Source organism: Pseudomonas sp. LB3P31 (genome assembly GCF_054897945.1).
The window spans coordinates 2,812,106-2,832,981 of sequence record NZ_CM142710.1 but is presented as its reverse complement, the minus strand read 5'-3'; the positions used below and the strand labels follow the sequence as shown (position 1 = coordinate 2,832,981).

Genomic DNA, 20,876 nt, shown 5'->3' with positions numbered 1-20,876 from the left:
CGCTGAATGAGCCAAAGTGGCTTTTCGCCTGAACGGGCTATAGTCTGGCGCAGTTTTGCCGATAAGTAGAAGAAGAGATTTTTTAACTTCCGAATATGACCTTGAACCCGACTCAGTAAGTGCTCTCCTACCTATGGCTAAAATAATCGGCATCATCGTCGTGTTCGCGAGCGTGCTCGGCGGATACGTGCTTTCCCACGGCAAAATTGCCGCGCTGATCCAGCCTTTCGAGGTACTGATCATCGGCGGCGCAGCGCTCGGCGCATTCCTGCAGGCCAACCCTGCCTACATGACCATGCACGTGCTCAAGAAATCCCTGAGCATGTTCGGATCGCGCTTCAGCCACGCCTTTTATTTAGAAGTGTTGGGCCTGATCTACGAGATCCTCAACAAGAGCCGCCGTGAAGGCATGATGGCGATCGAAGGCGACATCGAAGATGCGTCCGCCAGCCCGATCTTCGCCAAGTACCCGACCGTGCTCAAAGACGAGCGCATGACCGCTTTCATCTGCGATTACCTGCGCATCATGTCTTCCGGCAACATGGCTCCCCACGAGCTTGAAGGCCTGTTCGACATGGAACTGTACAGCCTCAAGGAGGACCTTGAGCATCCGTCCCATGCGGTCAACGGCATTGCCGACGCCATGCCGGGCTTCGGTATCGTCGCCGCGGTATTGGGCATCGTGGTGACCATGGCCTCCCTCGGTGAGGGCGACCAGAAGGCGATCGGCATGCACGTTGGCGCGGCGCTGGTGGGGACCTTCTTCGGTATCCTCGCAGCCTACGGTTTCTTCGGCCCGCTGGCTCATTCCCTGGCCCACGATGCCAAGGAGGAGCTGAACGTCTACGAGGCCATCAAGGCTTCGCTGGTCGCCTCGGCCTCTGGCATGCCGCCATCGCTGGCGGTGGAGTTCGGTCGCAAGGTCCTGTATCCGGCGCACCGTCCGAGCTTCTCCGAGCTGGAACAAGCGGTTCGCGGACGCTGAGTCATGGAAAACAACCAGCCGATAATCATCAAGCGCGTCAAGCGCATCGCCGCCGGGCATCACGGTGGCGCCTGGAAAATCGCCTTTGCCGACTTCGCGACGGCGATGATGGCGTTCTTCCTGGTGTTGTGGCTGCTGTCCACCGCAACGCCCGAGCAGAAGATCGCTATCGCCGGCTATTTCAAGGACCCGATCGGTTTCTCCGAAAGTGGCACGCCCTACATCATCGATCTCGGCGGCTCGCCGACCCTGGCGCCGGAGAACACGCTCAACCCTGAGGTGAAGTCCCAACCGCAGCCGGACAAGGTCACCATCGATACCGAACAGGTCGAAGGCATGGCCGAACAGGTCGAGAAAGAGCGCCTGGAACTGTTGCTGCAGGAGCTGCAGAACAAGGTCGACGAGAACCCGCAACTGCAGAAATTCAAGGACCAGATCCTGTTCGAGATCACCCCGAACGGCTTGCGCATCCAGATCATGGACGCAGAAAACCGGCCGATGTTCGACTCCGGCAGTGCTCGTCTGAAACCGTATTTTGAAGACATCCTGCTGGCCATGGCCGACACCATCAAGGCGGTGCCGAACAGGATCAGCATCAGCGGCCATACCGATGCCACGCCGTACACCGGCGGTGGCGAGTTCGGTAACTGGGAACTGTCGGCCAACCGTGCCAACGCTGCCCGGCGCGCACTGGTGGCCGGCAGTTATCCGGAATCGCAGGTGGCGCGCGTGGTTGGTTATGCCTCCTCGGCCCTGTTTGATCGGGTGAACCCGTTCAACCCGGTCAATCGCCGAATCGACATTGTGGTGTTGACCAAAAAGGCCCAGGAAGCGATCGAAGGGGCGCAAGGTGCCGATCCTTCGGGCTCGCTACCCCAGGGCCAGGGCGCGCCGGGTGAAGTCCCGGCCCCGCCGGTCGACCCGAATGCCTTGCCGGCAGACAAGCAGCCGATACCGGCGCATGAGATTCGCGAGCGGTTGAATCTGTTCGAGGATGCGGCGCCAAAACCGGCGAAGCAGTAGTGCTACGAAAAAGCCGACAGCAGATGTCGGCCTTTTTGTGGCTGTTCGCTTGCCTCAGATGCCGCGGCGAATCCTGTTCTTGAGGTCGGCGTGGAAGCGCTCGGCGTTGGTTTTATTGTAGCTGCGCGTGGACTGGCTGCCGGTAATCGAATCCAGCGCAGCCGAGCGTTTGAGCATCACTTCGTTTTTGTACGCATCAATGAAGAACTCGATGTCCTTGGCACAGGTCATTTTCGGCCACTTGTCCAGGTACAGCGGCAACTCCGTAGGCCCGGTCTTGAAGGAGCAGATGCGCCGATTGCTGATCGTCGCTTCGCCGATTTCAAACGGCACCCACCACGACTGCGCGGTTCGCTCCGACACGACTGCCAGCAGGTGCGTGGACTCGTTGATATTGCGCGTGATGACCTCGGTAATGTCCTCGGTGGTCTGGGATTCGGGGTCGAGCACGTCCAGATAAGTCTTGATGCCGGCCTGGATCAGGCGCGAATTGATACTCATCGCGTGGACTCGGTCGACGTGGCGGTAGCTGATAAACACTGGCATCAGAAATGTCCCTTGATTGCGAGTTCGCGGTAGTAGGCACCGAGCGCTGTCAGGCGGCAGCCGGTGGAGTGGAGGGCGGCGTAGTACATGTGCTCGGCGTCGACCGGCTCGATCAGGCTGTGGCGGTTGCACTTCTGCAGCTGGGCGAAGACCTCACCATGGGCCGGGTTGAAACTGGACTCGGTGGGTTCGTAGCTCGGGTCCAGGGCAAACACCGACTCCGCCTCGGCAAACCAGTCGGGCAGCTTGCGCAGGATTTCCTTGGGGATCAGCGGCGAGACTTCCCGCAACGAAATGAACTGCGAGACGTTGGTCTTGAACACCGGGCGCTGTTCCCAGGCGTCGAGCGCGTTGTCGACGAACGAGTACAGGCTGCCGGGGGTGATTTTTCCGAGGATGTTAGCCGCGCCGCCGTGTAACGCCTGGAGCAGCAGGCCGGTGAACACGCCATGATTGGCGCCTTCCATGGCCGGCTCCTCTTTCTTGCAGGCGGTGAGAATGGTCATGCCCTCGCCAACCATGCTGGTTTCGCTGCGCAATGCCCGGACTTCTCCCGCAGAGCCGCTCTGGCAACAGTCGAGGATGACCACCTTGTTCTTGATCCTGGTGGCTTTGGACGCCCAGTTGAGGATGTCGCTGATGCGAATCCCGTCCTTGGGAGACTTGTAGTCTTGCGGCACCAGCATGCCCTCATCGGTATCCAGGTCGAAGGCGCCATGGCCGGCGAAGTACAGCAGCGCGACGTTGCAATCACCGGAAAACAGATCGCGAATCTGGTCTTCGATTTTCTCGCGGCTCAAGAAGTCCTCGGCGGAAGTCAGGACGATGTTCTTGAAATTCGGATCGCCGTTGGCGTTAGTCTTGAGCACCGAAGCCATGGCCATCGCATCGTTGTTGCAACCGTTCAATGGGGAGACATGGTCGTAATTGTTAATGCCGATAAACAGGCCCTTGCGCATGATTCAGTCCGCCGTGTGAGTGCGGATGGCACTGATGATGCTGAGGGTGTTCCACGCGCACTCGGCATGCGCCGCCCGGCGTACCACCGTGGAAATCCGTTCGGCACCGAAGGGCTTGATCGCGATGATGACCTTGCCCATTCGTTGGGCGATCGCGATTTCCTTGTTGATCCACTTGCTGTACGTGGAATACATGCCGGCCATGATCAGCACAGCCGAGCAGGGACGAATCTTGTTTTCGATGGCCGCTTCCAGTTGCTGGTCGTTCAGCGCGCCGATGATCGGGTTGTGGGGTGGCACCGAGAAGTTCTTGAAGGTGAATGTCGGGTGCGCGCCGAGCATTTCCACGAGTCGATCGTGTTTGTCGGCGTAGTTCCACGAGTGGCTGATGAACAGGTGATAGGTTTGCATGAAATATCCCTCAGAGTGCAGAGGGTTTGAATGTAGGCAGCGGGAGCGCGCTAACAAGGTCTGGGCGGAGAAACAGAAATGTCCTACAGCGGACGTGCGTAAGTCCTACAGAAATGTCTGACGTTTGTTGGTTTTGGAGGAGGCGGCGAAGATTGGTGTGGCGTCACGAAGTGGAGCTGGCTGATCAATTTCGTGGCGCCACGAAAATGATCAAGGTGGGCAAGCGTGACCAAAAAAACCGCGAGATGATCGCGGTTTTTTTGTTTTCGGCTGAAGCGACTCAGTAAGTGCTTTCAGTCAAGCTGGCAATGATCGAGCGGTAGCTGTTCATCCGTTGCTGCTGCACGCGGCCATCTTCCAGGGCCTTGAGCAGGGCGCAGCCGGGTTCGCGGTCGTGTTTGCAGTCGCGGAAGCGGCAGGTGCCGATCAGGTCGTTGAACTCGATGAAGCCGGCTTCGACGTCGGCGCGGCTGACGTGGCCCAGGCCGAATTCGCGGATGCCCGGGGAGTCGATCAGCTCACCGCCACCGGGGAAGTGGAACAGGCGGGCGGTCGTGGTGGTGTGGGTGCCCTGGCCGGACAGCTCGGAGAGCGGGCCGACGCGGGTTTCGACTTCCGGCAGCAGGCTGTTGACCAGCGAGGACTTGCCGACGCCGGACTGCCCGACGAACACGCTGATGCGCCCGTCCAGTTGTTCCTGCAGCTGCTCCATGCCATTGCCATGGTGCGCCGAGACTTCCAGCACCGGGTAACCCAGGGTGCGGTAGACCGCCAGCAGGGCGTTGAGCGCCGGGGCGTTCTGCTCGTCGATCAGGTCAAATTTGTTCAGCAGCAGCAGCGGACGGATGCCCGCATGTTCGGCTGCAACGAGGTAACGGTCGATCAGGTTGGCGTGGGGCTCGGGCAGCGGGGCGAAGACAATCACGATCATGTCGACGTTGGCGGCTACAGGCTTGAGCTGACCACGGCTGTCCGGACGGCACAGTTCGGTGTTGCGCGGCAGTTGCGCGACGATCACGCCGATGCCCTGGTTGCCGGCACGCCAGACTACCCGATCGCCGGTCACTAGCGCAGGCAGGTTGGCGCGCAAGTGGCAGCGGAATACCTGGCCGGCCAAATCGCCATCAAGGGCCTCGACTTCGACCTGCACACCGAAGTGCGCGATCACCAGGCCGGTCTGTTCCGGACCCAGGTCGCCGCCTTCGAGTGCCTCGACAGCCGAGGACTCGCGTTTGGCGGCGCGGGCAGCGCGCTCGCCCTGAATCTTTTCGATGCGCCAGTTTTGACGACGATTGAGTTGGCGTTTGGCCATGGGTGTTCCGTATCAAGAATGCAGCGATTAGGTAAAGCGGTCGCGAGTTTAGCACGCCCGGCCAGCTCTCTAAGCTAAACTGCGCAGCATTGCCTAGGAGCCGAATTATGCAAAACCCGCAGAATCTGATCTGGATCGACCTGGAAATGACCGGTCTGAACCCTGATACCGACGTCATCATCGAGATGGCCACCATCGTCACCGACAGCGATCTGAACACCTTGGCCGAAGGTCCGGTGATCGCCATCCACCACAGCGATGAAATCCTCGCGGGCATGGATGAGTGGAATACCCGTCAACATGGCGGCTCCGGTCTGACTCAACGGGTTCGTGACAGCCGCATCAGCATGTCTGAAGCTGAAGCCGAGACCATTGCCTTCCTTGAAAAATGGGTGCCCAAGGGCAAGTCGCCGATCTGTGGCAACAGCATCTGCCAGGACCGCCGCTTCCTTTATACGCACATGAAATCTCTGGAAAGCTATTTCCATTACCGCAACCTCGATGTGTCGACCCTCAAGGAACTGGCTGCGCGCTGGGCGCCTGAAGTGCGGGACAGTTTCCAGAAAGGCAGCACGCACCTGGCCTTGGACGATATCCGCGAATCCATCGCCGAGCTGCAGCATTACCGCAAGCATTTCATCAAGTTCTGATATTGCGGCGCCTGTTCTGGCCTCATCGCGGGCAAGCCTTGCTCCCACAGGTCTACACCCACAGGCCTTGCTCCTGCAGGCCTGCTCCAACAGCCTTGCTCAGACGGAAAGGATGTCGGGCGTGCCCTTGTGGGAGCAAGGCTTGCCCGCGATGCAGGCGACGCGGTCTGGCGTAACGATTGCCCTCTTTTGGTGCCGCACCGAAATGGCTAGACTGCGCGCCTTCCTGCAAGGACCGCCACCATGTTGCTGATGCTCTACCTGATCGCCATCACCGCCGAAGCCATGACCGGCGCGTTGTCTGCCGGGCGTCGCGGCATGGACTGGTTTGGCGTGGTGCTGATCGCCTGCGTCACGGCTCTGGGCGGTGGCTCGGTGCGCGATGTGCTGCTGGGCCATTACCCGCTGACCTGGGTCAAGCACCCGGAATACCTGGTGCTGACCTCGGTAGCCGCGATGTTCACCATCTTCGCGGCACGCTGGATGCGCCACCTGCGCTCATTGTTTCTGGTGCTGGATGCGGTCGGCCTGGTGGCATTCACCTTGATCGGCTGCATGACCGCGCTGGAAATGGGCCATGGCATGTTGGTGGCTTCGGTCAGCGGGGTGATTACCGGCGTATTCGGCGGCATCCTGCGCGACATCTTCTGCAACGACATCCCGCTGATTTTCCGCCGCGAGCTATATGCCAGTGTCTCGTTCGCCGCCGCCTGGTGCTACATGCTGTGTATCTACCTGCAACTGCCCGATGAGCAGGCGATCCTGATTACGCTGTTTGGCGGGTTTCTGCTGCGATTGCTGGCGATTCGATTCCACTGGGAAATGCCCAAGTTCGTCTATAACGACGAGGCGTAACGCGGTCCCCTGTAGGAGCTGCCGAAGGCTGCGATCTTTTGATTTTTAAGATCAAAAGATCGCAGCCTGCGGCAGCTCCTACGCCAGACCGTGTTGTTTCAGGGCCCATTCGACGTGTTCGCGCACCAGCTCTGACGGATACTCACGCCGAGCCTTCAGCGCCTCCAGCACCGGAATGCTCGACGGCGCATTGCCCAGGCCCACCGCCAGATTCCGCAACCAACGCTCATAACCCGCCCGGCGTAACGGCGAGCCCTCAGTGCTGCTGAGGAATTTTTCTTCATCCCACATGAACAACTCGGCCAGTTCGGCGTTGTCCAGATTGTGCCGCGGCTTGAAATCGCTTTCACCGGAGGGGCGGGCAAAACGGTTCCACGGACAGACCATCTGGCAGTCGTCGCAGCCGAACACCCGATTGCCGATCAGTGGCCGCAGCTCCTCAGGTATCGCGCTCTTGAGCTCGATGGTCAGGTAGGAAATGCAGCGCCGGGCGTCCAGCACGTAAGGGCCGACAAACGCATTGGTCGGGCAGATATCCAGGCACGCAGTGCAGCGGCCGCAGTGCTCGGTGGAGTGGGGCGGGTCTTCCGGCAGCGGCAGGTCGACAAACAGTTCACTGAGGAAGAAGTAGCTGCCGGCCTTGCGGTTCAATACCAGGGTATTTTTGCCGATCCAGCCGAGGCCGGCCTTTTCGGCAATCGCCTTTTCCAGCACCGGAGCGCTGTCGACAAACGCTCGGTAACCAAAGGGGCCAATCACCGCCTGGATTTTTTCTGCCAGTTGTTGCACACGTTTACGGATCAATTTGTGGTAATCGCGGCCCAAGGCATAACGCGACACGTAGGCTTTTTCCGGTTGAGCCAGGCGTTTGGCCATTTCAGTGTCACCTGGCAGGTAGTCCATACGCAGGGAAACCACGCGCAGGGTGCCAGGTACCAGTTGTTCCGGGTGCGAGCGTTTGCTGCCGTGGGCGCCCATGTATTCCATTTCGCCGTGGTAGCCGGCTGCCAGCCAGCGCTCCAGATGCTGCTCATGCTCGGCCAGGTCAAGGCCGCTGATGCCGACTTGCTGAAAGCCCAGCTCGCGGCCCCAGTCCTTGATGGATTGGGCGAGGGCGGGCAGGTCTGTGGTAATAGCGGGCATGAGGCGAGAGAAACCGGAGCTGAGATGCGTATAATTCTGCCAGACATCGGAGCCCGAAGACGCATGCCGCACACTAAAGATGAATTACCCGACGCGCTGTACAGCGCCGCGCAAGTCCGCGGGCTTGATGCGAGCCTGATTGCGGCAGGCACGCCGGGCTTCGAATTGATGCAGCGTGCTGCGCGGGCGACCTGGCGTGCACTGGTGCGCCAATGGCCGGCGGCGAACGAACTGAGCGTGCTGGCCGGGCATGGCAACAATGCCGGGGATGGTTATCTGGTGGCCGTGCTGGCCCGGCGTGCCGGGTGGTCGGTGCGGGTCTTGGCTGTGGCTGATACCCAACGTCTGCAGGGTGATGCGGCACAGGCCTACGCCGAGGCGGTGGCCGACAAAGTGTCCATCGAAGCCTGGGATGCGCAGTCTTCCTTGCGCGGTGTTGTGCTGGACGCCTTGCTCGGCACCGGGCTCAGCGGTGAAGTGCGCGAGCCCTATGCCAGCGCTATCGCCGCCATCAATGCCAGCGACTTGCCGGTGGCTGCGGTGGATATCCCTTCGGGTCTGTGTGCCGATACGGGGCTAGTCCTTGGTAGCGCGGTTCACGCCGACCTCACGGTCACTTACATCGGCCTGAAGCTGGGGCTGTTCACTGGCGATGCTGCCGATCACGTGGGTGAGTTGGTGTTCAACGATCTGCAGGCTGATCCGCAACTGCTGGCTGACACGGTGGTCAGCGCCCGTCGCTTGAGCGGTGGCAATCTGCCGCGCCTGGCACCCCGGGCTCCTGCGTCCCACAAAGGTAAATTTGGCCACGTGCTGCTGATCGGCGGTGATCGCGGCTTCGGCGGGGCTATTCTCCTCAGTGCACAAAGTGCGCTGCGCAGCGGCGCGGGCATGGTGTCGGTGGCGACCCGCAGCGAACATGTGCCGGCCGCCCTCGCCAGAATTCCCGAAGCCATGGTGCTGGGGACTTCCTCGGCGAATCAGCTGATGGAGTTGCTGGACAAGGTGTCGGTACTGGTCGTCGGTCCGGGCTTGGGCCAGGGCGCCTGGGGACGCAGCCTGTTGTCGGCAGCCGCCAACGCGCCGCTGCCGCAAGTCTGGGATGCCGATGCGCTGAACTTGCTGTCCGAGGCGCAAGTAACTCTGCCTCAGGGCTGCGTGATCACTCCGCATCCGGGCGAAGCGGCGCGTTTGTTGGGTGTGTCGACGGCCGAGGTCCAGGCTGACCGTCCTGCTGCTGCTCACGCGCTGAGCAAAAAATATACAGCCGTTGTCGTTTTGAAAGGCGCCGGCAGCTTGATCGCCAGTCCCTTTGGGCGCCTGGCGTTATGTCATCAGGGCCATCCATCCATGGCCACTGCCGGCTTGGGTGATGTGCTGGCAGGGGTGATCGGCGCGTTGCTGGCCCAGGGCATGGATGCGTTCGACGCGGCCTGCCTGGGGGTGTGGCTGCACGCCAACGCCGGTGCGCATGAAGGTAAATCGGGCCGTGGGCTGGCGGCCAGTGATCTGATTCCAGTCATTCGTCAGTTATTGGAGGAGCAAGCACCGTGTCTGAAGTAACCCTGTACCTGGCCGATGAAGAGGCGATGAGCGCATTTGGTACACGAATCGCACAAACCACTGGCGGGCATGGTCTGATTTTTCTCGAAGGCGACCTGGGGGCGGGCAAGACCACCTTGTCGCGGGGCATCATTCGCGGGCTGGGGCATGTCGGCGCGGTAAAAAGTCCGACATTCACTTTGGTCGAGCCCTACGAGATTGGTGAGGTCCGGGCTTTCCATTTCGACCTGTATCGACTGGTCGATCCCGAAGAACTGGAATACCTCGGCATCCGTGATTATTTCGAGGATGACGCACTGTGTCTTATTGAATGGCCCGAAAAGGGTGCAGGCTTTTTGCCAAAGCCCGACCTGACCATTACCATTGGCCCGCAAGACAGCGGGCGTTCGCTGAAAATTTTGTCCCAGAGCTCGCGTGGCGAGTTGTGGTGTGCCGCTTTGGCATTGGAATCCAATTAGATGATGGGGTCAGGTATGCGCTTTCGCGCGATGGTAGCTGCCGTAGGATTGTTGCTTTTGGCGGTAACCGTCAACGCTGTGGCCGAATCGAAGGTCAACAGCGTTCGCTTGTGGCGAGCGCCGGACAACACACGGCTGGTGTTCGACCTGACAGGGCCGGTGCAGCACAGCGTGTTCACGCTGACAGCCCCGGATCGACTGGTGATTGATATCAATGGCGCATCGCTTGGCGCGCCATTGAACGTTAACTCGGCAAATACGCCGATCACCGCCATGCGTTCGGCCCAGCGCACGCCAACCGACCTGCGGGTGGTCATCGACCTGAAAAAGGCCGTCACCCCGAAAAGCTTTACCCTGGCGCCGAACGCCCAGTACGGCAATCGCCTGGTGGTCGACCTGTTCGATGACGCCGCCGACGCCGCGCCTATTCCCGTGCAGACCAACGTGGCCAAGGTCGCTCCCGTGCCGGTCACGCCGATCGATCCGCCGGTCAAGCTGCCCCCGGCTCCGGCCGGCAAGCGCGACATCATCGTGGTCATCGATGCCGGTCACGGCGGTGAAGACCCGGGTGCCTCGGGCTCTCGTGGCCAGCGCGAAAAAGACGTGGTGCTGGCCATTGCCCGCGAGTTGCAGCGTCAGGTCAACGGCATGAAAGGTTTCCGCGCCGAACTGACTCGTACCGGTGACTACTTCATCCCGTTGCGTGGTCGCACCGAAATCGCCCGCAAGAAGGGCGCCGATCTGTTCGTCTCGATCCACGCCGACGCTGCCCCATCGACGGCTGCGTTCGGTGCCTCGGTGTTTGCCCTGTCCGATCGCGGCGCTACCTCCGAGACCGCTCGTTGGCTGGCCGACAGCGAAAACCGCTCCGACCTGATCGGCGGCGCAGGTAACGTCAGCCTCGACGACAAGGACCGGATGCTCGCCGGCGTATTGCTCGACCTGTCGATGACCGCATCCCTGACTTCCAGTCTAAACGTCGGCCAGAAAGTCCTGACTAACATCGGTCGGGTCACTCCGCTGCACAAGCAGCGCGTGGAGCAAGCCGGGTTCATGGTGTTGAAATCCCCGGATATTCCATCGATCCTGGTGGAAACCGGGTTTATCTCCAACGCCAACGAAGCTTCGAAACTCGCTGCGTCGAGCCACCAGCAGGCGCTGGCCCGCTCGATCAGCAGCGGCGTGCGCCAGTTCTTCCAGCAGAACCCGCCGCCGGGCACCTACATAGCCTGGCTGCGCGATTCCGGCGGTATTGCCCAGGGCCCGCGTGATCACCGGGTCAACCCGGGCGAGACGCTGGCGATGATTGCCGTGCGTTACCAGGTGTCCCCGGCCACCTTGCGCAGCGCAAATAATCTGAAAAGCGACGACCTTAAGGCGGGCCAGCACCTGACCATTCCTGGCACCGAGCTGGCGGCCAAGGAATGAATCAGGTGGTCAGCAACGAAGCGCGCATCGAGCTGCTCAGCCCGCGCCTGGCGAACCAGATTGCCGCCGGCGAGGTGGTCGAGCGCCCGGCTTCGGTGATCAAGGAGCTGCTGGAAAACAGCCTCGACTCTGGCGCCAAGCGCATTGACGTCGATGTCGAACTCGGTGGCATCAAGCTGCTGCGGGTGCGCGACGATGGCCGTGGGATCTCGGCAGATGACTTGCCGCTGGCCCTTGCCCGTCACGCCACCAGCAAGATTCGTAACCTGGAAGACCTTGAACAGGTCATGAGCCTCGGGTTTCGCGGCGAGGCCCTGGCATCGATCAGCTCCGTCGCGCGCCTGACCCTGACCTCGCGCACCCGTGACGCCGATCAAGCGTGGCAGGTTGAGACCGAGGGCCGTGACATGGCGCCGCGCGTGCAGCCAGCGGCGCACCCGGTGGGCACCTCGGTAGAAGTGCGCGACCTGTTCTTCAATACCCCGGCGCGGCGCAAGTTTCTCAAGACCGAAAAAACCGAATTCGATCACCTGCAGGAAGTGATCAAGCGCCTGGCGCTGGCGCGTTTTGACGTGGCATTCCATTTGCGCCACAACGGCAAAACCATCCTCAGCCTGCACGAGGCCCACGATGACGCGGCCCGTGCCCGGCGGGTGGCGGCGATTTGCGGATCGGGTTTCCTCGAACAGGCGCTGCCGATCGAGATCGAGCGCAATGGCCTGCATTTGTGGGGCTGGGTCGGTCTGCCGACGTTCAACCGCAGCCAGGCGGACTTGCAGTATTTCTTCGTCAACGGTCGAGCGGTGCGCGACAAACTGGTGGCTCATGCCGTGCGCCAGGCTTATCGCGACGTGCTGTTCAATGGCCGGCACCCGACATTCGTGCTGTTCTTCGAAGTCGATCCGGCAGGCGTTGACGTCAACGTGCACCCTACCAAGCACGAAGTGCGCTTTCGCGATGGGCGCATGGTCCACGACTTCCTCTACGGCACCCTGCACCGCGCTTTGGGCGATGTGCGTCCGGATGACCATCTGGCAGCGCCGGTGGCGACGGCCATCGTCCGACCGAGCGGTATCGACGCTGGCGAGTTCGGTCCGCAAGGTGAAATGCGCCTGGCGGCCAATGCGCTGCTGGAACAGCCGCAGGCACAACCGACCTTCAATGCGGCAGGCTCCGGCGCGGGCGCCGGTTATCAGTACCAATACTCGCCGCGTCCTCAGTCCGGCGTGCCGGCGGCTGAAGCTCAGGCGGCGTATCGTGAATTTTTTGCGCCGCTGCCGGAAGCCAATGCTGTCGCGCTGCCGGACGGGCAGGACGATATCCCGCCGCTGGGATATGCACTGGCGCAGCTCAAAGGCATCTACATTCTTTCCGAAAACGCCCAGGGCCTGGTGCTGGTGGACATGCACGCCGCGCATGAGCGGATCATGTACGAGCGCTTGAAAGTCGCCATGGCCAGCGAAGGTCTGAGTGGCCAGCCGCTGTTGGTTCCGGAATCCTTGGCCGTGAGTGAGCGCGAAGGCGATTGTGCCGAAGAAAACGTCGCCTGGTTCCAGCGCCTGGGCTTTGAGTTGCAGCGTCTTGGCCCAGAAACCATTGCCATCCGGCAGATCCCGGCCTTGCTCAAGCAGGCCGAGGCCAATCGGCTGGTCAGCGACGTATTGGCGGATCTTATGGAATACGGCACCAGCGACCGCATTCAGGCGCACCTGAACGAATTGCTCGGGACCATGGCCTGTCACGGCGCTATCCGCGCCAACCGGCGCCTGGCGCTGCCTGAAATGAACGGCCTGCTGCGCGACATGGAAAACACCGAGCGCAGCGGTCAATGCAACCATGGCCGACCGACCTGGACCCAACTGGGCCTGGACGATCTGGACAAACTGTTCTTGCGCGGTCGTTGATGAGCCACCTCCCTCCTGCCATTTTCCTCATGGGGCCGACTGCTGCCGGCAAGACCGACCTGGCCATCGAACTGACCAAGGTCCTGCCATGCGAGCTGATCAGCGTCGATTCGGCGCTGGTCTACCGCGGCATGGATATCGGCACTGCCAAGCCTTCCCGGGAATTACTGGCTGAATACCCGCATCGGCTGATCGATATTCTCGATCCAGCCGAGAGCTATTCGGCCGCCGATTTCCGTCGGGACGCCCTGGAGGCCATGGCTGACATAACTGCTCGCGGAAAAATTCCTCTGCTGGTCGGCGGCACAATGCTCTATTACAAGGCTTTGGTGGATGGCCTGGCGGACATGCCTGCAGCCGATGCCGAAGTTCGCGCGCAGATCGAGGAAGAGGCTGCGCGCCTTGGCTGGCAAGCCCTGCATGACCAATTGGCAGTCATCGACCCGGAGTCTGCAGCGCGTATTCATCCGAACGATCCACAGCGCCTCAGTCGAGCATTGGAAGTTTATCGAGTGAGCGGTCAGAGCATGACTGCACTACGCTTGCAACAATCTGCGCAAAGTACTGAAGCAGCCGCTTCGGGGCGTCAACAATTGCCCTATACTGTCGCGAACTTGACCATTGCTCCAGCAAATCGCCAGGTACTGCATGAGCGGATTAAACAAAGATTCACATTAATGTTGGAACAGGGGTTCATTGACGAGGTCGTAGCCCTGCGTAAGCGAAGTGACCTGCATGCCGGGTTGCCGTCTATACGTGCAGTAGGCTACCGACAAGTCTGGGATTACCTGGATGGCAAGCTGACGCAAGCCGAGATGCAGGAGCGTGGAATCATCGCCACGCGCCAGTTGGCGAAGCGCCAGTTCACCTGGCTGCGCAGCTGGGCTGATTTACACTGGTTGGACAGCCTGGATTGCGACAATCTGCCGCGCGCCTTGAAATACCTGGGGACCATCTCCATATTGAGCTGAGTCCTTGCAATTGCCGTCTATCCTTGGGGGTGTGACGGCCACAAGTCATCTGATTACCTATTTTTTATATTGAATCCTTAAAGGAGTGCGGCACATGTCAAAAGGGCATTCGCTACAAGACCCTTACTTGAATACTTTACGTAAAGAGAAAGTGGGGGTTTCCATCTACCTGGTCAACGGGATCAAACTGCAAGGCACGATCGAGTCTTTCGACCAGTTCGTGATCCTGCTGAAGAACACCGTGAGCCAGATGGTTTACAAACACGCTATCTCTACAGTGGTGCCGGTTCGTCCAATTCGTCTGCCTAGTGCAACCGAATCGGAAGCGGGTGACGCTGAGCCAGGTAACGCCTGATAGGAGTCTCCTTTGTTCTTTGAGCGCCACGGTGGTGGTGAGCGAGTGATCCTCGTTCACTTGGATGGACAGGACCCTGAGGCGCGCGAAGATCCGCAGGAGTTTCAGGAATTGGCTAATTCGGCCGGCGCCGAGACCGTTGCGTTTTTTAACGTGCCGCGTCATCGGCCAACCGCCAAATTCCTGATCGGTAGCGGCAAGGTCGAGGAACTGCGCGATCTGGTCCATGCCGAAGAAGCCGATCTGGTGATCTTCAATCACACCCTCACGCCCAGTCAGGAACGTAACCTCGAACGTGTTTTCGAGTGTCGCGTGATCGACCGTACCGGCCTGATTCTCGATATTTTTGCCCAACGCGCCCGTACCCATGAAGGCAAGCTCCAGGTCGAACTGGCCCAGCTTGACCACATGAGCACCCGGCTGGTTCGTGGCTGGACTCACCTTGAGCGTCAAGGTGGCGGTATCGGCATGCGCGGCCCGGGTGAAACCCAGCTCGAGACCGACCGCCGTTTGCTGCGGGTTCGCCTGCGACAGATCAAGGGCCGGCTGGAAAAAGTGCGCAGCCAGCGCGAACAGTCGCGACGTGGCCGTTCCCGTGCGGACATCCCTACCGTGTCTTTGGTGGGATATACCAACGCCGGCAAATCCACGCTCTTCAACAACGTGACGAAATCCGACGTGTACGCGGCTGACCAGCTGTTTGCCACGCTGGACCCGACCTTGCGCCGTCTGGAGCTGGACGACCTGGGGCCGATTGTCCTGGCCGACACCGTGGGTTTCATTCGCCACCTGCCGCACAAGCTGGTCGAGGCATTTCGGTCTACCCTCGAAGAGTCGAGCAACTCCGACCTGCTGTTGCACGTGATCGATGCGGCCGAACCGGATCGCATGTTGCAGATCGAGCAGGTGATGGTGGTATTGGGCGAGATTGGTGCCCAGGACTTGCCGATCCTCGAGGTCTATAACAAACTCGATTTGCTTGAAGGCGTTGAGCCACAAATCCAGCGCGATGCCGATGGCAAACCGCAACGGGTCTGGCTTTCGGCGCGTGATGGCAGTGGCCTGGAATTGCTTGAGCAAGCCATTGCCGAGTTGCTCGGCAGTGAGATGTTCATCGGTACCTTGCGCCTGCCGCAACGATTCGCTCGACTGCGTGCGCAGTTTTTCGAACTCGGAGCGGTGCAGAAAGAAGAACACGACGAAGAAGGTGTCAGCTTGCTGGCCGTTCGATTGCCGCGCTCGGAGCTTAATCGGCTGGTCAGTCGTGAGGGCGTTGTGCCGACAGAGTTCATCGAGCAACACACTTTGCAATAAAAGCCTGAGAAAGCGGTTGTGCCGTGGTGACAGGCATTCTGTAGCATTGGTCGGCGCGCCGTGGGTGCGTCTTTGCTTTATCAGATGGAGAGCGCTATGGCTTGGAATGAGCCGGGTGGCAACTCGAATAATCAGGATCCTTGGGGTGGCAAGCGCCGCAATAACGGCGACCGCAAGGGGCCACCGGATCTCGACGAGGCCTTCCGAAAGCTGCAGGAAAGCCTGAACGGGTTGTTCGGTGGTGGTAAGAAACGTGGTGATGACGGCGGTGGCTCGGGCAAGGGTGGCGGCTTCGGCGGCATTCTTGGCATCGTGCTCGTCGTGCTGGCGGCCGTGTGGCTGTACAGCGCCGTCTACGTCGTCGACGAACAGGAGCAAGCCGTGGTGCTGCGCTTCGGCAAGTACTACGAGACGGTGGGTCCGGGCCTGAATATCTATTTCCCGCCGATCGATCGCAAGTACCTGGAAAACGTGACACGTGAGCGTGCCTACACCAAGCAGGGTCAAATGCTGACTGAAGACGAGAACATCGTCGAAGTGCCGCTGACCGTGCAGTACAAGATCAGCAACCTGCAGGACTTCGTGCTGAGCGTCGATCAGCCGGAAATCAGCCTGCAGCACGCGACCGAAAGCGCCTTGCGCCATGTGGTGGGTTCCACCGCAATGGACCAGGTGCTGACTGAAGGTCGTGAATTGATGGCCAGCGAGATCAAGGAGCGTCTGCAACGCTTCATGGATACCTATCGCACCGGTATCACCGTCACCCAGGTCAACGTACAGAGCGCAGCTGCACCGCGTGAAGTGCAGGAAGCCTTCGATGACGTGATCCGTGCCCGTGAAGACGAGCAGCGTTCGCGCAACCAGGCTGAAACCTATGCCAACGGCGTCGTGCCGGAAGCCCGTGGTCAGGCCCAGCGCATCCTTGAAGATGCCAATGGCTACCGTGACGAAACTGTCTCGCGCGCCAAGGGTGAGGCTGATCGCTTTACCAAACTGGTCAGCGAGTATCGCAAGGCACCTGAAGTTACCCGTGAGCGTCTGTATCTGGACACCATGCAGGAAGTCTTCAGCAATACCAGTAAGGTTCTCGTGACCGGCAACAAGAACGGCCAGAGCAATCTGCTGTACTTGCCGCTGGACAAGATGATCGACAGTGGTCGCAGCACCAGTGCTCCGGTGACCGGCGCAGCAGCCACCAGCAATGAAGCGAATGCACGTGCAGCAGCTGATCTGCAGCAACAGCAAGCACGTACCAGGGAGAGTCGCTGATGAGCAATAAATCGCTGATCGCCCTTATAGTCGTGGTCGTCGTGGCGATCGCTGCCTGGAACTGCTTCTACATCGTGGCTCAGACCGAGCGTGCGGTGTTGCTGCAGTTCGGTCGCGTGGTCCAGGCTGACGTTCAGCCGGGCCTGCATGTGAAAGTGCCTTACGTTAACCAGGTGCGTAAATTCGACGCACGCCTGATGACGCTCGATGCACCGACGCAGCGCTTCCTGACGCTGGAAAAGAAAGCCGTCATGGTCGATGCCTACGCCAAATGGCGCGTGAAAGATGCCGAGCGCTTCTACACTGCGACATCCGGCCTCAAGCAGATCGCTGACGAACGTCTGTCCCGTCGTCTGGAATCGGGTCTTCGTGACCAGTTCGGCAAGCGCACGCTGCACGAGGTTGTGTCTGGCGAGCGTGATGCGTTGATGTCTGACATCACCGCTTCGCTGAACAAAATGGCCGAAAAAGAGCTGGGCATTGAAGTAGTCGATGTTCGGGTCAAGGCCATCGACCTGCCGAAGGAAGTGAACCGCAGCGTGTTCGAGCGCATGAGTTCGGAGCGTGAGCGTGAAGCTCGTGAGCACCGCGCCAAAGGTAACGAGCTGGCTGAAGGCATCCGTGCCGACGCCGATCGTCAGCGTCGCGTGTTGCTGGCTGAAGCCTATCGTGAATCCGAAGAGGTTCGCGGTGACGGTGATGCTCAGGCCGCTGGGATTTACTCCAAGGCCTACGGTCAGGATCAGGAGTTCTATGGTTTCTACCGTAGCCTGCGTGCCTACCGTGAAAGCTTCGCGAACAAATCCGACGTCATGGTCCTCGACCCAAGCAGCGACTTCTTCCGTTACCTGGAAAAAGCCAAGCCTTGATACTGCGTTGACCTGAATCTTCCCCCGCCTGGCGGCTAAAACCTCGGGCGGGGTGATCCTTTGGGAAAACGTGTGTATGATGCGGCAGCCGGGAAATTCCCGGCTTTTTTGCGTCTGCACGTTTGATTGCTGTTTTTTATGCAGGCACCCGAGTTGAACGACTCGACAGGTTTTTCGAGGAAAATGACAGGCGAAGCCGATCGCAGGCTTTTCGCCCTGTTGTTCATGCGCGCTGGTTTGCGCCTGGACCGGTCATTTTCTGCTTCACTCTAGGCTCGCCCCAAGGCTGGCCGCCCGGATCATAGGGGAATGGCGTAATGGCAACGGTAGACCGCTGGCTGCTGCCAGATGGCATCGAAGAAGTACTGCCGCCGGAGGCTGCGCGCATCGAAGTAGCGCGTCGCCAGGTGTTGGATCTGTTCCAGAGCTGGGGTTACGAGTTTGTCGTGACTCCCCATATCGAGTACCTGGAATCCCTGCTGACCGGCGCGGGCCAGGACCTCGATCTGCGTACCTTCAAGGTCATCGACCCGCAGTCGGGCCGGCAGATGGGCTTCCGTGCCGATATCACGCCGCAGGTCGCGCGCATTGATGCGCACACCCTGCGGCGCGAAGGCCCGAGCCGCTTGTGCTATGCCGGCAGCGTCCTGCATGCGCAGCCGCGCGCCTTGTCGTCCTCGCGCAGCCCGATTCAGCTGGGCGCCGAGCTCTACGGCGACGGCAGTCCGAGCAGCGACGTTGAAGTCATCAGCCTGATGCTCGCCATGCTGCAACTGGCCGATGTACCGGACGTGCACATGGACCTCGGGCATGTCGGCATCTACCGTGGCCTGGCGCGCGCCGCCGGCTTGTCCGGTGAAGTCGAGCAGCAGTTGTTCGACGCGTTGCAACGCAAGGCTATCGACGAGGTCATTACCTTGACCGAGGGTTTGCCTGCCGAGCTGTCGGGCATGCTGCGGGCGTTGGTTGACCTGTGTGGCGGTCGTGAAGTGCTCGACGCCGCCCGTGAACGCCTGGCCAAAGCGCCGGCGCCGGTACTGGCGGCACTGGACGACCTGCTGGCGATTGCCGAGCGACTGTCCGCGCGTTTCCCGCAATTGCCGCTTTACTTCGACCTGGGCGAGTTGCGCGGTTACCACTACCACACAGGTGTAGTGTTTGCCGTGTTCGTCCCGGGTGTTGGCCAGTCCATTGCCCAGGGCGGTCGTTACGACGACATCGGCGCCGACTTCGGTCGTGCCCGTCCGGCAACCGGCTTTTCCACCGATTTGAAAACCCTGGTGACCCTGGGGCGTGCTGAGATCGAGCTACCGTCTGGCGGTATCTGGATGCCTGACAGTACGGATGCGGCACTCTGGCAGCAGGTTTGCCAGTTGCGCAGTGAGGGTCAGCGTGTCGTTCAGGCCTTGCCTGGGCAACCTTTGGCCGCCGCCCGTGAAGCGGACTGCGACCGGCAATTGATTCAGCAGAACGGGCTGTGGCAAGTATCGCCACTGGCTTCTTGAGTTTTCCTGTCGGCCCGTGGCCGGCACCAAGTTTGCGCGAAGAGGACAAGTGTTATGGGTAAGAATGTCGTAGTCCTGGGCACCCAATGGGGTGATGAGGGCAAAGGCAAGATCGTTGATCTGCTGACCGAACATGCTGCCGCCGTAGTGCGCTACCAGGGTGGCCACAACGCGGGTCACACCTTGGTGATCGACGGCGAAAAAACCGTCTTGCACCTGATCCCCTCGGGCGTGCTGCGCGAAGGCGTGCAGTGCCTGATCGGCAACGGTGTGGTGGTTGCACCGGACGCCCTGCTGCGTGAGATCACCAAGCTGGAAGAGAAAGGCGTGCCAGTGCGTGAGCGCCTGCGTATCAGCCCATCCTGCCCGCTGATCCTGTCCTTCCACGTTGCGCTGGACCAGGCCCGTGAAAAGGCCCGTGGCGAGCTGAAGATCGGCACCACCGGTCGTGGCATCGGCCCGGCGTACGAAGACAAGGTCGCGCGTCGTGGCCTGCGTGTGGGCGACCTGCTCAACATGCCGCGCTTTGAAGACAAGCTGCGTGAACTGGTGGATTACCACAACTTCATGCTGGTGGGTTACTACAAAGAGCCAGCCATCGAGTTCGACAAGACCCTGGCCGAGTGCAAGGAATACGCTGAGCTGCTCAAGCCGCTGATGCTGGACGTGACTGCCGAGCTGCACGACCTGCGTCGCGCTGGCAAAGACATCATGTTCGAAGGCGCTCAAGGTTCGCTGCTCGACATCGACCACGGTACCTACCCGTACGTGACCAGTTCCAACACCACTGCGGGCGGCGTTGCCACCGGTTCGGGTGTTGGTCCGATGTTCCTGGACTATATCCTGGGCATCACCAAGGCGTACACCACTCGTGTGGGTTCGGGTCCTTTCCCGACTGAGCTGTTCGACGAAGTCGGTGCGCACCTGGCCAAACAAGGCCACGAGTTCGGCGCGACTACCGGCCGTGCCCGTCGTTGTGGCTGGTTCGACGCCGTTATCCTGCGTCGTGCTATCGATGTGAACAGCATCTCGGGCATCTGCCTGACCAAGCTGGACGTGCTCGACGGTCTGCAAACCATCAATATCTGCGTCGGCTACAAAGATGCGGAAGGTAAGGACGTTGCTCCGACTGACGCTGACAGCTACGTGGGCCTGGTGCCTGTGTACGAAGAAGTGCCGGGCTGGACTGAATCGACCGTGGGTGCCAAAACCCTGGAAGAGCTGCCAGCGAATGCCCGTGCCTACATCAAGCGTGTCGAAGAGCTGATCGGCGCGCCGATCGACATTATTTCGACAGGTCCGGACCGCAACGAAACCATCGTTCTGCGTCACCCGTTCGCTTAATAAGCTGTTGAT

20 protein-coding genes are annotated in these 20,876 nt (G+C 60.4%); 15 read left to right on the top strand and 5 right to left on the bottom strand.

The window, feature by feature from the left end:
• Nucleotides 1-133 precede the first annotated feature (133 nt).
• Together motA and motB are read left to right on the top strand one after the other, a co-directional pair.
• Complete coding sequence (motA, locus tag ACYZTK_RS12895) at nt 134-985, top strand: flagellar motor stator protein MotA (protein WP_462014782.1); 852 nt, start codon at nt 134-136, stop codon at nt 983-985.
• 3 nt (nt 986-988) lie between these two features.
• The gene (motB, locus tag ACYZTK_RS12890) at nt 989-2,008 is read left to right on the top strand and encodes a flagellar motor protein MotB (RefSeq protein ID WP_462014781.1); all 1,020 of its coding nucleotides are present in this window, start codon (nt 989-991) and stop codon (nt 2,006-2,008) included.
• Nucleotides 2,009-2,062: 54 nt separating this feature from the next.
• Here the strand turns inward: motB and ACYZTK_RS12885 are convergent, their stop codons facing one another.
• From ACYZTK_RS12885 to rsgA, 4 genes are all read right to left on the bottom strand, one after another.
• Nucleotides 2,063-2,554, bottom strand: coding sequence for a toll/interleukin-1 receptor domain-containing protein (locus ACYZTK_RS12885; RefSeq protein WP_462014780.1), 492 nt, complete (start codon nt 2,552-2,554; stop codon nt 2,063-2,065).
• Nucleotides 2,554-3,513 (bottom strand): caspase family protein, encoded by a 960-nt coding sequence (locus ACYZTK_RS12880; protein ID WP_462014779.1) that lies wholly within the window; start codon nt 3,511-3,513, stop codon nt 2,554-2,556. Before ACYZTK_RS12880 ends, ACYZTK_RS12885 begins: the two co-directional genes overlap by 1 nt.
• Nucleotides 3,514-3,516: 3 nt before the next feature.
• Nucleotides 3,517-3,924 carry a TIR domain-containing protein gene (locus ACYZTK_RS12875; RefSeq protein ID WP_462014778.1) on the bottom strand — a complete coding sequence of 136 codons (408 nt, stop codon included), beginning with the start codon at nt 3,922-3,924 and terminating at the stop codon, nt 3,517-3,519.
• Nucleotides 3,925-4,204: 280 nt separating this feature from the next.
• The gene (rsgA, locus tag ACYZTK_RS12870; protein ID WP_462014777.1) at nt 4,205-5,236 is read right to left on the bottom strand and encodes a small ribosomal subunit biogenesis GTPase RsgA; all 1,032 of its coding nucleotides are present in this window, start codon (nt 5,234-5,236) and stop codon (nt 4,205-4,207) included.
• A 107-nt stretch (nt 5,237-5,343) separates the two neighbouring features.
• Between rsgA and orn the strand changes: the two genes are divergently transcribed.
• Nucleotides 5,344-5,886: an oligoribonuclease gene (orn, locus tag ACYZTK_RS12865; protein WP_462014776.1), complete on the top strand. Its 543-nt coding sequence runs from the start codon at nt 5,344-5,346 to the stop codon at nt 5,884-5,886.
• 243 nt (nt 5,887-6,129) lie between these two features.
• Entirely contained in the window at nt 6,130-6,741 is a 612-nt protein-coding gene (locus ACYZTK_RS12860; protein ID WP_462014775.1) for a trimeric intracellular cation channel family protein, read from the top strand.
• Between the two features lie 78 nt (nt 6,742-6,819).
• Here ACYZTK_RS12860 and queG read toward each other — a convergent pair whose 3' ends face one another.
• Nucleotides 6,820-7,884, bottom strand: a complete 1,065-nt coding sequence (queG, locus tag ACYZTK_RS12855; protein ID WP_462014774.1) for a tRNA epoxyqueuosine(34) reductase QueG — start codon at nt 7,882-7,884, stop codon at nt 6,820-6,822.
• A 63-nt stretch (nt 7,885-7,947) separates the two neighbouring features.
• On the opposite strand from queG, the gene ACYZTK_RS12850 reads away from it, so the two are divergent.
• The 11 genes from ACYZTK_RS12850 (at nt 7,948) to ACYZTK_RS12800 (ending at nt 20,864) form a co-directional block, all read left to right on the top strand.
• Entirely contained in the window at nt 7,948-9,447 is a 1,500-nt protein-coding gene (locus ACYZTK_RS12850; RefSeq protein ID WP_462014773.1) for an NAD(P)H-hydrate dehydratase, read from the top strand.
• On the top strand, nt 9,435-9,905 hold the full coding sequence (gene tsaE, locus ACYZTK_RS12845; protein WP_462014772.1) for a tRNA (adenosine(37)-N6)-threonylcarbamoyltransferase complex ATPase subunit type 1 TsaE: 471 nt from the start codon (nt 9,435-9,437) through the stop codon (nt 9,903-9,905). Before ACYZTK_RS12850 ends, tsaE begins: the two co-directional genes overlap by 13 nt.
• The gene (locus ACYZTK_RS12840) at nt 9,906-11,333 is read left to right on the top strand and encodes an N-acetylmuramoyl-L-alanine amidase (protein ID WP_462014771.1); all 1,428 of its coding nucleotides are present in this window, start codon (nt 9,906-9,908) and stop codon (nt 11,331-11,333) included.
• Nucleotides 11,330-13,237: a DNA mismatch repair endonuclease MutL gene (gene mutL / locus ACYZTK_RS12835; RefSeq protein WP_462014770.1), complete on the top strand. Its 1,908-nt coding sequence runs from the start codon at nt 11,330-11,332 to the stop codon at nt 13,235-13,237. Before ACYZTK_RS12840 ends, mutL begins: the two co-directional genes overlap by 4 nt.
• Complete coding sequence (miaA, locus tag ACYZTK_RS12830) at nt 13,237-14,208, top strand: tRNA (adenosine(37)-N6)-dimethylallyltransferase MiaA (RefSeq protein ID WP_462014769.1); 972 nt, start codon at nt 13,237-13,239, stop codon at nt 14,206-14,208. The genes mutL and miaA overlap by 1 nt, the downstream gene beginning before the upstream one ends.
• A 94-nt stretch (nt 14,209-14,302) precedes the next feature.
• Nucleotides 14,303-14,563 carry an RNA chaperone Hfq gene (hfq, locus tag ACYZTK_RS12825; RefSeq protein ID WP_007902656.1) on the top strand — a complete coding sequence of 87 codons (261 nt, stop codon included), beginning with the start codon at nt 14,303-14,305 and terminating at the stop codon, nt 14,561-14,563.
• A gap of 12 nt (nt 14,564-14,575) precedes the next feature.
• On the top strand, nt 14,576-15,877 hold the full coding sequence (gene hflX / locus ACYZTK_RS12820) for a ribosome rescue GTPase HflX (protein ID WP_462014768.1): 1,302 nt from the start codon (nt 14,576-14,578) through the stop codon (nt 15,875-15,877).
• Nucleotides 15,878-15,973: 96 nt separating this feature from the next.
• The gene (hflK, locus tag ACYZTK_RS12815; protein WP_462014767.1) at nt 15,974-17,146 is read left to right on the top strand and encodes an FtsH protease activity modulator HflK; all 1,173 of its coding nucleotides are present in this window, start codon (nt 15,974-15,976) and stop codon (nt 17,144-17,146) included.
• Nucleotides 17,146-18,015, top strand: a complete 870-nt coding sequence (gene hflC, locus ACYZTK_RS12810; protein WP_462014766.1) for a protease modulator HflC — start codon at nt 17,146-17,148, stop codon at nt 18,013-18,015. The genes hflK and hflC overlap by 1 nt, the downstream gene beginning before the upstream one ends.
• A 317-nt stretch (nt 18,016-18,332) precedes the next feature.
• Nucleotides 18,333-19,520, top strand: a complete 1,188-nt coding sequence (locus tag ACYZTK_RS12805; protein WP_462014765.1) for an ATP phosphoribosyltransferase regulatory subunit — start codon at nt 18,333-18,335, stop codon at nt 19,518-19,520.
• A gap of 54 nt (nt 19,521-19,574) precedes the next feature.
• Complete coding sequence (locus tag ACYZTK_RS12800; RefSeq protein ID WP_462014764.1) at nt 19,575-20,864, top strand: adenylosuccinate synthase; 1,290 nt, start codon at nt 19,575-19,577, stop codon at nt 20,862-20,864.
• Nucleotides 20,865-20,876: the final 12 nt, after the last annotated feature.

What these genes read in the sequence shown, in the direction of transcription:
- ACYZTK_RS12885 (WP_462014780.1), bottom strand. Translation starts at nt 2,554, where the DNA reads ATGCCAGTGTTTATCAGCTACCGCCACGTCGACCGAGTCCACGCGATG.
- ACYZTK_RS12800 (WP_462014764.1), top strand. Translation starts at nt 19,575, where the DNA reads ATGGGTAAGAATGTCGTAGTCCTGGGCACCCAATGGGGTGATGAGGGC.
- hfq (WP_007902656.1), top strand. Translation starts at nt 14,303, where the DNA reads ATGTCAAAAGGGCATTCGCTACAAGACCCTTACTTGAATACTTTACGT.
- queG (WP_462014774.1), bottom strand. Translation starts at nt 7,884, where the DNA reads ATGCCCGCTATTACCACAGACCTGCCCGCCCTCGCCCAATCCATCAAG.
- miaA (WP_462014769.1), top strand. Translation starts at nt 13,237, where the DNA reads ATGAGCCACCTCCCTCCTGCCATTTTCCTCATGGGGCCGACTGCTGCC.
- ACYZTK_RS12860 (WP_462014775.1), top strand. Translation starts at nt 6,130, where the DNA reads ATGTTGCTGATGCTCTACCTGATCGCCATCACCGCCGAAGCCATGACC.
- motB (WP_462014781.1), top strand. Translation starts at nt 989, where the DNA reads ATGGAAAACAACCAGCCGATAATCATCAAGCGCGTCAAGCGCATCGCC.
- ACYZTK_RS12875 (WP_462014778.1), bottom strand. Translation starts at nt 3,924, where the DNA reads ATGCAAACCTATCACCTGTTCATCAGCCACTCGTGGAACTACGCCGAC.
- ACYZTK_RS12880 (WP_462014779.1), bottom strand. Translation starts at nt 3,513, where the DNA reads ATGCGCAAGGGCCTGTTTATCGGCATTAACAATTACGACCATGTCTCC.
- motA (WP_462014782.1), top strand. Translation starts at nt 134, where the DNA reads ATGGCTAAAATAATCGGCATCATCGTCGTGTTCGCGAGCGTGCTCGGC.
- ACYZTK_RS12850 (WP_462014773.1), top strand. Translation starts at nt 7,948, where the DNA reads ATGCCGCACACTAAAGATGAATTACCCGACGCGCTGTACAGCGCCGCG.
- rsgA (WP_462014777.1), bottom strand. Translation starts at nt 5,236, where the DNA reads ATGGCCAAACGCCAACTCAATCGTCGTCAAAACTGGCGCATCGAAAAG.
- ACYZTK_RS12805 (WP_462014765.1), top strand. Translation starts at nt 18,333, where the DNA reads ATGGCAACGGTAGACCGCTGGCTGCTGCCAGATGGCATCGAAGAAGTA.
- hflK (WP_462014767.1), top strand. Translation starts at nt 15,974, where the DNA reads ATGGCTTGGAATGAGCCGGGTGGCAACTCGAATAATCAGGATCCTTGG.
- orn (WP_462014776.1), top strand. Translation starts at nt 5,344, where the DNA reads ATGCAAAACCCGCAGAATCTGATCTGGATCGACCTGGAAATGACCGGT.
- ACYZTK_RS12840 (WP_462014771.1), top strand. Translation starts at nt 9,906, where the DNA reads ATGATGGGGTCAGGTATGCGCTTTCGCGCGATGGTAGCTGCCGTAGGA.
- hflC (WP_462014766.1), top strand. Translation starts at nt 17,146, where the DNA reads ATGAGCAATAAATCGCTGATCGCCCTTATAGTCGTGGTCGTCGTGGCG.
- mutL (WP_462014770.1), top strand. Translation starts at nt 11,330, where the DNA reads ATGAATCAGGTGGTCAGCAACGAAGCGCGCATCGAGCTGCTCAGCCCG.